The 12,709-nt window shown below is 43.9% G+C and carries 15 protein-coding genes; 13 read left to right on the top strand and 2 right to left on the bottom strand.

Annotated features, from left to right (window positions below):
* The first annotated feature begins 2 nt into the window (after positions 1-2).
* The 9 genes from atpB (at position 3) to ftsZ (ending at position 8,227) form a co-directional block, all read left to right on the top strand.
* Positions 3-716: a F0F1 ATP synthase subunit A gene (atpB, locus tag A361_RS25870; RefSeq protein WP_009332222.1), complete on the top strand. Its 714-nt coding sequence runs from the start codon at positions 3-5 to the stop codon at positions 714-716.
* Between the two features lie 75 nt (positions 717-791).
* Positions 792-1,004, top strand: coding sequence for a F0F1 ATP synthase subunit C (gene atpE, locus A361_RS25865; RefSeq protein ID WP_009332220.1), 213 nt, complete (start codon positions 792-794; stop codon positions 1,002-1,004).
* Positions 1,005-1,153: 149 nt separating this feature from the next.
* Positions 1,154-1,675, top strand: a complete 522-nt coding sequence (locus tag A361_RS25860; protein WP_009332218.1) for a F0F1 ATP synthase subunit B — start codon at positions 1,154-1,156, stop codon at positions 1,673-1,675.
* Complete coding sequence (locus tag A361_RS25855) at positions 1,672-2,208, top strand: F0F1 ATP synthase subunit delta (RefSeq protein ID WP_019380612.1); 537 nt, start codon at positions 1,672-1,674, stop codon at positions 2,206-2,208. Before A361_RS25860 ends, A361_RS25855 begins: the two co-directional genes overlap by 4 nt.
* A gap of 24 nt (positions 2,209-2,232) precedes the next feature.
* The gene (gene atpA / locus A361_RS25850) at positions 2,233-3,741 is read left to right on the top strand and encodes a F0F1 ATP synthase subunit alpha (RefSeq protein WP_009332214.1); all 1,509 of its coding nucleotides are present in this window, start codon (positions 2,233-2,235) and stop codon (positions 3,739-3,741) included.
* Between the two features lie 212 nt (positions 3,742-3,953).
* Positions 3,954-4,811, top strand: coding sequence for a F0F1 ATP synthase subunit gamma (locus tag A361_RS25845; protein WP_009332212.1), 858 nt, complete (start codon positions 3,954-3,956; stop codon positions 4,809-4,811).
* A 194-nt stretch (positions 4,812-5,005) separates the two neighbouring features.
* A complete protein-coding gene (gene atpD / locus A361_RS25840) occupies positions 5,006-6,427 on the top strand; it encodes a F0F1 ATP synthase subunit beta (protein ID WP_009332211.1) in 1,422 nt (473 codons plus the stop codon).
* Positions 6,428-6,449: 22 nt separating this feature from the next.
* On the top strand, positions 6,450-6,857 hold the full coding sequence (locus tag A361_RS25835; RefSeq protein WP_009332209.1) for a F0F1 ATP synthase subunit epsilon: 408 nt from the start codon (positions 6,450-6,452) through the stop codon (positions 6,855-6,857).
* Between the two features lie 209 nt (positions 6,858-7,066).
* Positions 7,067-8,227, top strand: a complete 1,161-nt coding sequence (gene ftsZ, locus A361_RS25830; protein ID WP_019380613.1) for a cell division protein FtsZ — start codon at positions 7,067-7,069, stop codon at positions 8,225-8,227.
* A 155-nt stretch (positions 8,228-8,382) separates the two neighbouring features.
* On the opposite strand, the gene A361_RS25825 is transcribed toward ftsZ, so the two are convergent.
* Entirely contained in the window at positions 8,383-8,571 is a 189-nt protein-coding gene (locus A361_RS25825; RefSeq protein ID WP_009332207.1) for a hypothetical protein, read from the bottom strand.
* A 221-nt stretch (positions 8,572-8,792) separates the two neighbouring features.
* On the opposite strand from A361_RS25825, the gene A361_RS25820 reads away from it, so the two are divergent.
* Positions 8,793-9,023, top strand: a complete 231-nt coding sequence (locus A361_RS25820) for a hypothetical protein (protein WP_019380615.1) — start codon at positions 8,793-8,795, stop codon at positions 9,021-9,023.
* A gap of 61 nt (positions 9,024-9,084) precedes the next feature.
* On the opposite strand, the gene A361_RS25815 is transcribed toward A361_RS25820, so the two are convergent.
* Complete coding sequence (locus A361_RS25815) at positions 9,085-9,801, bottom strand: LysM peptidoglycan-binding and 3D domain-containing protein (RefSeq protein WP_019380616.1); 717 nt, start codon at positions 9,799-9,801, stop codon at positions 9,085-9,087.
* Positions 9,802-10,447: 646 nt separating this feature from the next.
* Between A361_RS25815 and A361_RS25810 the strand changes: the two genes are divergently transcribed.
* Genes A361_RS25810 through A361_RS25800 form a run of 3 tightly spaced genes read left to right on the top strand, consistent with a single transcriptional unit; the run spans position 10,448 to position 12,708 of the window.
* Positions 10,448-10,822, top strand: coding sequence for an NADH-quinone oxidoreductase subunit A (locus tag A361_RS25810; protein ID WP_009332205.1), 375 nt, complete (start codon positions 10,448-10,450; stop codon positions 10,820-10,822).
* Positions 10,813-11,325 (top strand): NuoB/complex I 20 kDa subunit family protein, encoded by a 513-nt coding sequence (locus A361_RS25805; protein WP_019380617.1) that lies wholly within the window; start codon positions 10,813-10,815, stop codon positions 11,323-11,325. Before A361_RS25810 ends, A361_RS25805 begins: the two co-directional genes overlap by 10 nt.
* Positions 11,326-11,328: 3 nt before the next feature.
* Positions 11,329-12,708 (top strand): NADH-quinone oxidoreductase subunit C, encoded by a 1,380-nt coding sequence (locus A361_RS25800; protein WP_019380618.1) that lies wholly within the window; start codon positions 11,329-11,331, stop codon positions 12,706-12,708.
* The last annotated feature ends 1 nt before the right edge of the window (position 12,709 follow it).

Here is a 12,709-nt window from a genome sequence, read left to right as displayed (position 1 = left end):
TATTGCATCATGAAGCTCCTATAGTGGACTTTTTAGGATTGAATTTTAACTTATCAAACGTACTGATGATTACAGTGGCAAGTGCTATTGTTTTCATTATTGCTTTGCTTTCAACCCGTCGATTGGCCATGAAACCAACGGGGATGCAAAATTTCTTCGAATGGATTATGGATTTTGTTAAGAATATCATTAACAGCACGATGGACTGGAAGACAGGCGGAAGATTCCACATCCTTGGATTAACCCTGATCATGTATATCTTTGTTTCAAACATGCTCGGACTTCCGTTCGCAATCACTTATGATCACACTTTATGGTGGAAATCGCCGACAGCCGATCCTGTTATCACATTAACATTAGCGGCAATGGTTGTTGGGCTTTCGCATTACTATGGCGTAAAGCTTAAAGGAGTAGGAGAATACGGCCGTGATTTTATCAGGCCAATGCCTTTCTTGTTCCCATTGAAAATCATTGAAGAGTTTGCAAACACTCTGACGTTGGGACTTCGTCTTTACGGTAATATCTATGCAGGTGAAATCCTGCTGACATTGCTTGTCGGAGGACTGGCTCACGCCGGTGTAGGCGGAATGCTTGCAGCAATCCTGCCGACACTTGTATGGCAAGGATTCTCAATCTTTGTCGGATCTATCCAGGCATTCATTTTCTGTATGTTAACAATGGTTTATATGGCACACAAAGTGAGCCATGACCATTAATATATACCTGTTCATTTCATGGACAAAACATTTTAAACAAATAAATTTTCATACAATTTAAGGAGGAACTCAATAATGGGTCTTTTAGCAGCAGCAATTGCAATCGGTTTAGCAGCACTAGGTGCCGGTATCGGTAACGGTCTTATCGTATCAAAAACAGTTGAAGGTATGGCTCGCCAGCCAGAAGCTCGCGGTATGCTTCAAACTACAATGTTCATCGGGGTTGCGTTAGTAGAGGCTGTTCCGATCATCGGCGTTGTTATCGCGTTCATGGTTATCGGCGGTTAATTAATACTGTACCAATCGTTCTAAATGGCGAAGATCATTCTATGAACCTTCGCCATTCCTTTATGTTTTTTTACCTTAAAACTAATTCGGAATCATGCATATGACTCCGTTTCATAAGTGGAACAACTCTTGAAGGGAGTGAATCGAGGGTGTTAACAAACAGTCTAGTATTAGGCGCTGCAGGCGGCGGTTTTAACGGCGGGGACATTTTGTACCAGCTGATCATGTTCATCATCTTGTTGGCATTGCTGAAAAAATTCGCGTGGGGTCCTTTAATGGGCATTATGCAGCAGCGTGAAGAGCATATTGCCAGTGAAATCCAAGCGGCAGAAGAAAGCCGTACAGAAGCAAAAAAACTTTTAGAAGAGCAAAGAAATCTTTTAAAAGAAGCACGTACAGAAGCACAGGGCCTTATCGAAAATGCGAAGAAACAAGGCGACGTGCAGCGTGAGGAAATCATTGCGGCTGCCCGCACTGAGTCTGAACGCATTAAGGAATCTGCTAAGCTTGAAATCGAGCAGCAGAAAGAACAGGCGGTTGCCGCTATCCGCGAGCAGGTCGCTTCATTGTCTGTCCTAATTGCTTCCAAGGTTATTGAGAAGGAATTAAGCGCAGCTGATCAAGAAAAGCTGATCAATGAATACATTCAAGAGGCAGGAGAAAAGCGATGACGGGCTCCACAGTAGCAAAGCGCTACGCGTTGGCTCTTTTCCAGCTTGCGAATGAACACCAGCTTCTTGACCAAATGGAAGAAGAGCTTCGTGCAGTGAAAGAAGTAGTAACTAATAACTCAGATTTAAAGTCTGTATTGAAATCTCCAAAGCTTTCAATTGAGAAGAAAAAAGAGATTTTAAAAGACGCATTTGCATCTGTGAACACGTTTGTATTAAATACGTTAATGATACTAATTGAACGCCACCGCGAAGATCATATCTCTGATGTGGCAGATCATTTTATAAGCCTTGCGAATGACAAAAAAGGGATTGCGGATGCGAAAGTATACACTGTTCGTCCGCTGACTGAAGCAGAGAAGGAAGCATTATCTGTGTCATTTGCAGCTAAGGTTGGAAAAAAATCACTTCGTATTGACAATATAGTTGATACTAACTTGCTCGGCGGCATCAAGCTTCGAATCGGAAACCGGATTTTCGACGGCAGCTTGCGCGGGAAGCTTGAGCGTCTTGAACGTCAATTATTAGGCTAAGATTCGTAGATAGGGGTGAAACTCATGAGCATCAATGCTGAAGAAATCAGTGCGCTGATAAAAAAGCAAATCGAAAACTATCAGTCGGAAATTCAAGTGAGTGATGTAGGTACGGTTATCTCTGTTGGTGACGGTATCGCTCGTGCTCATGGCCTCGACAATGTCATGGCTGGAGAACTTGTTGAATTTTCAAACGGCGTTATGGGTATGGCACAAAACCTTGAAGAAAATAACGTCGGTATTATCATTTTAGGACCATTTACAGAAATCCGTGAAGGCGATGAAGTACGCCGTACGGGCCGCATCATGGAGGTACCGGTTGGTGAAGAACTAATCGGCCGCGTAGTAAACCCTCTTGGACAGCCAGTAGATGGCATGGGACCAATCAACACAACAAAATCACGTCCAATTGAAAGCCCGGCACCAGGTGTTATGGATCGTAAATCTGTACACGAGCCGCTTCAGACAGGCATCAAGGCGATTGACGCTCTTGTGCCAATCGGCCGCGGACAGCGTGAGTTAATCATCGGTGACCGTCAAACAGGTAAAACATCTGTTGCAATTGATACAATCCTGAACCAAAAAGATCAGGATATGGTATGTATCTATGTAGCAATCGGACAAAAAGAATCTACTGTTCGTAATGCAGTAGAAACACTTCGTAAGCAGGGTGCCTTAGATTACACAATTGTTGTAACAGCATCTGCATCACAGCCTGCTCCATTGCTATACTTAGCTCCTTACGCTGGTGTAACAATGGGTGAAGAGTTCATGTACAACGGGAAGCACGTTCTTGTTGTGTATGATGACTTAACAAAGCAAGCTTCTGCTTACCGTGAGCTTTCATTGCTATTGCGCCGTCCTCCAGGCCGTGAAGCATATCCAGGGGACGTATTCTACTTGCACAGCCGCTTGCTTGAGCGCGCTGCGAAGCTAAGCGATGCGAAAGGTGCAGGTTCAATCACTGCGCTTCCATTTATCGAAACACAAGCAGGGGACGTATCTGCTTATATTCCAACAAACGTTATCTCAATCACTGACGGACAAATTTTCCTTCAGTCAGACCTATTCTTCTCCGGTGTACGTCCGGCGATCAACGCAGGTCTTTCTGTATCACGTGTAGGTGGATCTGCACAGATCAAAGCAATGAAAAAGGTTGCAGGTACACTGCGTCTTGACCTTGCTTCATACCGTGAACTTGAATCATTTGCCCAGTTCGGTTCTGACCTTGATAAAGCAACACAGGCTAAACTTAACCGTGGTGCCCGTACAGTAGAGGTTCTAAAGCAGGATCTTAACAAGCCGTTAAAAGTTGAGAAGCAGGTTGCAATCCTTTACGCTCTAACTCGCGGCTTCTTAGATGACATTCCTGTACAGGATATTCGTCGTTTCGAATCTGAATTCCTTTCATGGTTAGACCATAACCGCAAAGATTTGTTAGACCATATCGTGGCTACTAAAGAACTTCCTTCTGATGACGATATGGCATCTGCGATTAACGACTTTAAGAAAACTTTCGCAGTATCCGAATAATCGAGATTGCCCGGATGGGGAAGTGATCCCCATCTAAGCACCTCAATTCGGTTCTGACAAACAATAAAAAGCGGAAGCGCCTTGGTCAGCCCCGACAAGCATAAGACTAGCCCTGCAGGAAGGTGTTCTTTACTTCCGGAAGGGATTGGCTAATGACCTCGAGGGGTTAGGCGCTGCAGCTGGCCTAATCTGAATAAGGGTGGTGAGAACCTGTGGCATCATTACGCGATATAAAAAATCGTATTACTTCTACGAAGAAAACGAGTCAAATTACAAAAGCAATGCAGATGGTATCAGCTGCGAAAATGAATAAGGCAGAAATGAATGCAAAGTCATTCGTGCCTTACATGGAGAAAATCCAGGAAGTTACGGCATCCATCGCTTTGGGAAGCAAAGATGTATCACATCCAATGCTGACCAGCCGCCCTGTCAAGAAAACTGGTTACCTGGTAATCACGTCTGACCGCGGACTTGCGGGAGCTTATAACAGTAACGTATTGCGAAATGTCTACCAGACGATTCAAAAGCGCCATAAATCACCTGATGAGTATGCAATCATTGCGATCGGGCGTGTTGGCCGCGACTTTTTTAAAAAGCGCAATATGAACGTCATTCTGGATATCGTTGCCGTTGCAGACCAGCCAGCATTTGCTGAAATCAAAGATATTGCCAGCAAAACAGTTGGCATGTTTGCTGATGAAACATTTGATGAATTATATATGTACTACAGCCATTATGTCAGCGCGATTCAACAGGATGTAACAGAGAAGAAGCTTCTTCCGCTTACGGATATCTCCAGCTCGAAAAAGCTTACATCATATGAGTTTGAACCTTCCGCTGAAGAAATTTTAAAAGTATTGCTGCCTCAATACGCTGAAAGCTTAATCTACGGTGCGCTATTAGACAGTAAGGCAAGTGAGCATGCTGCAAGGATGACAGCGATGCAGAATGCAACGGATAATGCTAAAGATCTTATTAACTCATTAAGCTTAAGCTACAACCGTGCACGTCAGGCAGCCATCACGCAGGAAATTACCGAAATCGTCGGCGGAGCAGCCGCGTTAGAATAATACAGAAAAGCAGAAGCGCCTCGATCAGCCCCTAAAAGCATAAGACGAGCCCTGCAGGAAGGTGTTCTATCCTTCTGGAAGGAAATGGCTTATGACTCGAGGGGCTAGGCGCCGGAGCTAGACAAACGAAAAGCGGAGTTAGCAGGTGAGTTGTTGCCTGCTCTCCATTATGTAAAACGAACGGAGGGAAAAAGATGAACAAAGGACGTGTTCTTCAAGTTATGGGTCCGGTTGTTGACGTAAAGTTCGAAAGCGGCCAGCTTCCTGAGATCTATAATGCATTGACTGTTACAAATCCTGCGCGTAACGAATCTGAAGTTGACATCAACTTAACCCTTGAAGTTGCCCTTCATTTAGGTGATGATACAGTCCGTACCATTGCAATGTCTTCTACTGACGGCTTACAGCGCGGAAGTGAAGTTGTTGACACGGGTGCTTCAATTTCTGTACCAGTAGGTGATGTAACACTTGGACGTGTATTCAACGTACTTGGTGAATCAATCGACTTAGATCCTGCAATCCCTGCAGATGCCCGTCGTGATTCTATCCACAGAGAGGCTCCTAAGTTTGAGCAGCTTTCTACTGAAGTAGAAATTCTTGAAACTGGTATTAAGGTAGTAGACCTTCTTGCTCCATACATTAAAGGTGGTAAGATCGGTCTGTTCGGTGGTGCCGGTGTAGGTAAAACCGTATTAATCCAGGAATTGATCAATAACATCGCTCAGGAGCACGGCGGTATTTCCGTATTTGCCGGTGTAGGTGAGCGTACTCGTGAAGGTAATGACCTTTATCATGAAATGACAGATTCAGGCGTTATCAAGAAAACAGCGATGGTATTCGGTCAGATGAACGAGCCGCCAGGTGCGCGTATGCGTGTTGCCCTGACAGGTTTGACAATGGCAGAATTCTTCCGTGATGACCAGGGACAGGACGTTCTTTTCTTCATGGATAACATCTTCCGTTTCACACAGGCAGGTTCAGAGGTATCAGCCCTATTAGGCCGTATGCCATCTGCCGTTGGTTACCAGCCGACACTTGCAACTGAAATGGGTAAATTACAGGAACGTATCACATCTACTAACGTAGGTTCTGTTACTTCCATCCAGGCGATTTACGTACCAGCCGATGACTATACGGATCCGGCTCCGGCTACAACTTTCGCCCACTTAGATGCAACAACTAACCTTGAGCGTAAGCTTTCTGAGATGGGTATCTACCCAGCGGTGGATCCGCTCGCTTCCACTTCCCGTGCATTGTCACCGGAAATCGTTGGTGAAGAGCACTACTCAGTTGCACGCCAGGTGCAGCAGACATTACAGCGTTACAGAGAACTTCAGGATATCATCGCGATTCTTGGTATGGACGAGCTTTCTGATGAAGATAAGCTAGTCGTAGCACGTGCACGCCGTATCCAGTTCTTCTTATCACAAAACTTCCACGTTGCTGAGCAGTTTACTGGCCAGCCAGGTTCATACGTACCGGTTAAAGAAACTGTTAAAGGTTTCAAAGATATTCTTGAAGGAAAGTATGACCACCTGCCAGAAGATGCATTCCGACTTGTCGGCCGAATCGAAGAAGTTATCGAGAGTGCTAAGAAAATGGGCGTAGAGGTCTAATTCTGGACCAGGAGGGTAAAAAATGAAGACGATTAAAGTCAGTGTTGTTACTCCCGATGGCCCGGTGTATGAATCAGATGTGGAAATGGTAAGCACAAAAGCTCAAAGCGGTGAGCTTGGAATTTTACCTGGACACATTCCAATGGTTGCACCGTTACAAATTGGAGCCGTTCGTTTAAAAAACGGCGGAAAAACTGATTTCGTCGCAGTCAGCGGCGGATTCCTGGAAGTTCGTCCGGAGCAGGTAACGATATTAGCGCAATCTGCTGAGCAGGCAGAAGAAATTGATGTAGAGCGTGCCGTTCGTGCGAAACAGCGTGCTGAACAGCGCCTGAATGAGCAGAAGCGTGAAAACATTGATTTTCGCCGTGCAGAGCTTGCACTTCAGCGTGCAATTAATCGGATCGAAGTTTCGGAAAGAAAGTTCTAATAAAAACATCAGCACCCCTGGCTAAGCTGGGGGTGTTTTTTATAGTAATATTTACCACCGGAATTTTAAGAAAATTGCCCCAAAAAATAGATAAATCACTCGAATTCTTTCATATAGGCCTTTACAATAGAAGAGAGTAAACCTTTAAAGGGTTACTCTCTTTTTTAAAGCAATCATGCAAGTCTATTTGAATTAAAGGAGGAGCCGCAATGCTGGAGTTTGATACAAATATAGACCAATATGCTACAATCAAAGTCATCGGTGTCGGAGGCGGGGGAAACAACGCTGTAAACAGGATGATTGAACATGGAGTTGAGGGAGTAGAGTTTATTGCTGTTAATACAGATGGACAAGCTCTAAATCAATCAAAGGCAGAAGTAACCATGCAAATCGGCGCTACCTTAACGAGGGGCCTGGGAGCAGGGGCAAATCCTGATGTAGGCAGGAAGGCGGCTGAAGAAAGTGAAAGCCAGCTTCGTGAAGTATTGAAGGGTGCTGACATGGTATTCGTTACTGCCGGAATGGGCGGCGGAACTGGAACTGGTGCTGCTCCTGCCATTGCACGCATTGCCCGTGAAGTAGGCGCTCTGACAATTGGTGTGGTAACCCGCCCCTTCAAGTTCGAGGGCCGCAAGCGTGCAGCCAATGCAGATGCAGGCATTGAGGCAATGAAAAAAGCAGTCGATACGCTAATTATTATTCCAAATGATCGCTTATTAGAGATTATTGATAAGAAAACACCTATGCTTGAAGCGTTTATGGAAGCGGATAATGTCCTCCGCCAGGGAGTTCAGGGTATTTCTGATTTGATTGCCGTTCCTGGTTTAATCAATCTCGATTTTGCCGATGTTAAAACAGTTATGTCCCATAAAGGAACAGCCTTGATGGGGATTGGAATTGCCACAGGGGAAGACCGTGCGGCTGAAGCAGCCCGTAAAGCAATATCAAGTCCTTTATTAGAAACGTCCATTAATGGAGCCCGCGGCGTCATCATGAATATTACAGGCGGTGCTAATATCAGCTTATATGAAGTGCAAGAGGCTGCAGATATCGTCGCCTCCGCTTCAGACGAGGAAGTGAATATGATTTTTGGCTCGGTCATCAATGATTCCCTAAAGGAAGAAATACTTGTTACGGTTATTGCGACTGGCTTTAACGAGCAAGAGGAATTACGTGCCAAACCTAAGTTAAAACCATCAGCAGAAAGAGACTATGCTCATACATATCAGTATGCAGAAGAACCAAGCAATCGCCGGCCGGTTAGAGAACAAAGGGAACCGATTCAGGAAGATTACCGGGTGCAGGCTGACCCGCAAGAAGAGTCACTTGATACCCCGGCGTTCCTTAGAAACCGAAGAAGACGCTATTAATAAAAAACAGGCTGCCTTTTAGAGGGCAGCCTGTTTTTAGGTGAACTTAATCGAATGGAATTGATGGTTGATATGTTGGTGGGTGAGTGGCTAATAGCCGTAATCCGGGTTTTATACATAAGAAAGGACAGGCATAGGCCTGTCCTTGTATTATTTTAATACTTTGTCTGGTCATATAGGGTTAACTGATCCAGGTTTTTATGCACGGTCATAAGCTTTTTGAGAAGGCTCATGAACTTTTGTTTATCTTCAAAAGGAGTGACGTCTAGTTCTTTTTTTAGCTCATTGCTTTTTTTAACGAGCTCATCGAATTTTTGAATAACTGGGCAGTTGTTTTTAGTCATATGAATTTCTCCTAATTTAAGCTCTTAAGATAACTTTATCACAAAATATAATTTCATGGGAAACAGCCGTGTGACATTTATATTAAAAACAAATGGCCTTTTTAACTAATTTAACTATTTTGTTAAATGTGTCAGATTCTGTTGAAACCCGGGGAATAGAGTCATATATTATCAACATGGCTTAGAATGACAAGGCTTAAGAAAACCAGGGGGTGATATCCTTGTCGACTGTATTATTTGGAACGATAGAATACTATGAAAGAGAATTAATCAGCTATTTTACAAATAATCATATAAGCAATAAGGGTGATGCAACCATGAAAATATTCATCATGCTTGAAGCGGAGATTTTCAATGTATTTTTATTTGACGAAGCGATTCGGATAAAATGTATGCAAAATCTATTAAAAGCCTTTTGCCGGGTGTCTGAAACATACCTGGTTAAAAAGTAGCCATTATTATGAATAGCACAATTAAGAGGTCCCTGTGTGAGAGACCTCTTCGGAATTGCAATTAATTCAGAATCGTAACTTTTACCTCTTTTCTTCCCCATTGCATGGCATCTGGTGTGGCAGGAATAAACACATCAATTTCATTTCCCTTAATTCCTCCGCCAATATCCTCGGCAGTAGCATACCCGTATCCTTCTACAAATACTTTAGAACCCAAAGGAATTACGTCCGGATCCACCGCAATAACTTTTGCATCCGGGTTATCAATAAGATTTACTCCTGTTTTAGTAATGCCGATGCATCCTTCACAGCTGGCTGTATAGGCAGTTGCCGTGACAGTCAGGTTTTTGCCTGCTTCACCTGCAGGCTGTCCTGTGTTAGCGGCTTTTACAACTGTTTTAGATTTTATTTCCTTCTCAGAGCCATTTTTATAGATGATAAGCTCTAAACCGGGTTTAATAACGTCTGAGTTTAGCTGATTCCATTTTTTGAGGTTATGTACTGTAATACCGTATGTTTTGGCAATATTCCATAGTGTATCACCGGATTTTACTATGTATATTTCTTCAGGTGAAACATCGAGTTTATCATTTGGATGAATCAAATCCGCGGCTAGACCATTCCAGTTTTTAATATCCTGAACGGTCACTTCATGTTTTTGTGCTATGGACCAAAGGGTATCCCCTTTGTTTACAGTTACTTCTTCTGCATATGCGCTCGCACCTGCTGTACTCCAGATGGTTAAAGCTGCGAGCAGATAATAAAAATATTTTTTCATATTAAAGCCTCCTAATAGCTTGGTTGACAATTTCTATGCTAGCACAGAAAATTCAGAGAAAAAGAACAGGGGAGTTATAATTTAATTACGCACATTTCAAGAAATTAACGAAGAAACGGCAAAACATAATAATGTTCATAATAGATGAACAAAAAGCATCAGAAATGGTCATATTTGATACATTTAATCCTTAAGATGGTTTAAATAGAAACTTTTGTATGTGATTTATTTTCCGATATGTCGGTGCTGTATATTGATAGAACAGGAACTGACCGATAAATTGGAAAAGTGGCCGATAAACTTAAGGAGCAATGAATGCAAAAAACTCAGGCTTAAAATAAAAAACTCTTTTAAGGTGTTAAATATCTCACTGACAAAGCAGGTGGTTTAATTTTTAATGGTAGATAAATATAAATGAAGATTTTAATGGATATTGACTGGGGGCAAGCTCATATAATCTGGAGAAGGTGTTAAACCAGCTGGGAAGTGCGTATGGAAATTCTCTTCCGGCGATCCGATTTGAGGCCTAGATAGAATTTCCAATAATAGTCTGAGGTTGTGTCGACACATGGGGGAGTAGGGTGTATAATGGTTACGGTTACATGTTTAAATGTTGTGAAAATTTTCAGCATTGGAGGGGATAGGCATGGAGCTTTGGAATTTATATCAGAATAACTATTTGATAGTTTTTGTGTTTTTGTGCCTGGGAGTTTTACTGCCTGTGGTGGCTTTGTTTTTGGGAAAGCTTTTGCGGCCCTATAAGCCATATGATACGAAGTATACCACATATGAGAGCGGGATTGAGCCATTCCATGATTCGAGGGTGCAGTTCAATGTCCGCTATTATATTTTTGCCCTGATGTTTGTCATTTTTGATGTAGAGACGGTATTTTTGTATCCTTGGGCTGTGGCCTATGAGAAACTTGGTATTTTTGCATTGATTGAGATGCTGATTTTTGTATTTATGCTAGTAATTGGACTTGTTTATGCATGGAAAAAGAAGGTGCTGAAATGGATTTAAAGTTGGATAATATTTCACCAGAAGAAATGGAAGAACTGCAGCGAAATGTGTTTATGGCAACTTTGGAACAGATTAAAGCGTGGGCGCGGAGTAATTCATTGTGGCCAATGACCTTCGGGCTTGCTTGTTGTGCCATTGAAATGATGGGTGTTGGTTCATCGCATTACGATTTGGACCGTTTCGGATCTTTTTTCCGTACATCTCCCCGCCAGTCTGATGTCATGATTGTTTCAGGTACAGTAACAAAGAAAATGGCGCCAATCGTCCGCCGTCTTTACGATCAAATGCCTGAACCAAAATGGGTGATTGCAATGGGCTCCTGTGCAACAGCGGGAGGGCCATATGTTAAATCTTATTCAGTTGTAAAAGGGGTCGACCAGATTGTCCCTGTTGATGTATACATACCAGGATGCCCGCCGAACCCGGCAGCATTGATTTATGGAATTAATAAGCTAAAGGAAAAAATCCGTTATGAGGCTAAGACTGGGAAGAAGGTGATCTAACCTATGAGCGGAGAAAAGGATCTTGAACAGCTGAAAAAAGAAGCAGCAGCTAAAGCGAAGGCTGCAGCTCTGGCTAAAATGAAGGCGAAAGAGCAGGGCGGAGCGAAGGAAGAAACACCTGCAGAAGACATGGATCTGGCTAAGCAAAAAGCCGCCGCAGCTGCGAAGGCAAAGGCTGCTGCCCTAGCAAAGATGAAAGCGAAAGAGCAGGGTGAAGCGAAGGAAGAAACACCTGCAGAAGACATGGATCTGGCTAAGCAAAAAGCTGCTGCCGCTGCGAAGGCAAAGGCCGCAGCACTGGCTAAAATGAAGGCGAAAGAGCAGGGTGAAGCGAAAGAAGAAACCCCAGCAGAAGACATGGATCTGGCCAAGCAAAAAGCCGCCGCAGCTGCGAAGGCAAAGGCTGCAGCACTGGCTAAAATGAAGGCGAAAGAGCAGGGTGAAGCGAAGGAAGAATCCCCAGCAGAAGACATGGATCTGGCCAAGCAAAAAGCCGCTGCCGCTGCGAAGGCGAAGGCTGCAGCACTGGCTAAAGTGAAGGCGAAAGAGCAGGGGGAAGCGAAGGAAGAATCCCCAGCAGAAGATATGGACATTGCCAAGCAAAAAGCCGCCGCCGCCGCAAAAGCAAAGGCCGCAGCAGCAGCTAAGGCGAAAGCCGCTGCTCAAGCAAAACAAGCTGGCGGGGATGACGAGAAAGCAAAGGCTATTGCAGCCGCAAAGGCGAAAGCCGCCGCTGCAGCAAAAGCAAAATTAGCTGCGGCAGGCAAAGCTGGCGGATCAGCTGATGATGAAAAGGCCAAGGCAATCGCAGCCGCAAAGGCAAAGGCCGCCGCCGCAGCTGCCGCAAAGGCAAAAGCTGCCGGAAGCAAGGCAGACACTGAACCGGCTGCAGCAAAAGCGCCATCCGTTAATCAGCCTTATCTTGATAAATATGTAAAGGTAATTGAAGAGAATCTTGGTGCTGACGTTCTTGAAGAGTACTATATTAATGATCTTTCCAAGGATGTGCCTACTTTAGTTGCCAAGGCTGAATCATATTTTAAATTGGCAGAATTCCTGAAATATAATGAACAACTTGGTTTTGATTACCTATCAGAGCTTCATGGCACTGATTTTGAGACGCATATGGAAGTGTATGCTCATTTATACTCATACAAAAAGCGCCAATCTGTAGCCCTTAAGGTTAAAATTGACCGCGATAAGCCGGAAATTGATTCTCTGCAGCCGTTATGGGCTGGAGCGGATTGGCCGGAATGTGAAACGTATGATTTGCTGGGCATTCAGTTCAAGGGCCACCCTAATTTATATCGGATTATGCTTGGGGAAGACTGGATTGGGCATCCGCTGCGCAAAGACTATGAACCGTACGATGTGGAGGTGTAAC

Origin of the sequence: Cytobacillus oceanisediminis 2691, from assembly GCF_000294775.2 — a bacterium.
Taxonomy (GTDB): Bacteria; Bacillota; Bacilli; order Bacillales; family Cytobacillaceae; genus Cytobacillus; species Cytobacillus pseudoceanisediminis.
The sequence above is the reverse complement of the archived record's forward strand: the minus strand, read 5'-3'. Positions and strand labels throughout refer to the sequence as shown.

Excerpts from the sequence above, each read along its gene's own strand:
- atpE (WP_009332220.1), top strand. The coding sequence starts at position 792 with ATGGGTCTTTTAGCAGCAGCAATTGCAATCGGTTTAGCAGCACTAGGT.
- A361_RS25855 (WP_019380612.1), top strand. The coding sequence starts at position 1,672 with ATGACGGGCTCCACAGTAGCAAAGCGCTACGCGTTGGCTCTTTTCCAG.
- atpA (WP_009332214.1), top strand. The coding sequence starts at position 2,233 with ATGAGCATCAATGCTGAAGAAATCAGTGCGCTGATAAAAAAGCAAATC.
- atpD (WP_009332211.1), top strand. The coding sequence starts at position 5,006 with ATGAACAAAGGACGTGTTCTTCAAGTTATGGGTCCGGTTGTTGACGTA.
- A361_RS25835 (WP_009332209.1), top strand. The coding sequence starts at position 6,450 with ATGAAGACGATTAAAGTCAGTGTTGTTACTCCCGATGGCCCGGTGTAT.
- ftsZ (WP_019380613.1), top strand. The coding sequence starts at position 7,067 with ATGCTGGAGTTTGATACAAATATAGACCAATATGCTACAATCAAAGTC.
- A361_RS25825 (WP_009332207.1), bottom strand. The coding sequence starts at position 8,571 with ATGACTAAAAACAACTGCCCAGTTATTCAAAAATTCGATGAGCTCGTT.
- A361_RS25815 (WP_019380616.1), bottom strand. The coding sequence starts at position 9,801 with ATGAAAAAATATTTTTATTATCTGCTCGCAGCTTTAACCATCTGGAGT.
- A361_RS25810 (WP_009332205.1), top strand. The coding sequence starts at position 10,448 with ATGGAGCTTTGGAATTTATATCAGAATAACTATTTGATAGTTTTTGTG.
- A361_RS25805 (WP_019380617.1), top strand. The coding sequence starts at position 10,813 with ATGGATTTAAAGTTGGATAATATTTCACCAGAAGAAATGGAAGAACTG.
- A361_RS25800 (WP_019380618.1), top strand. The coding sequence starts at position 11,329 with ATGAGCGGAGAAAAGGATCTTGAACAGCTGAAAAAAGAAGCAGCAGCT.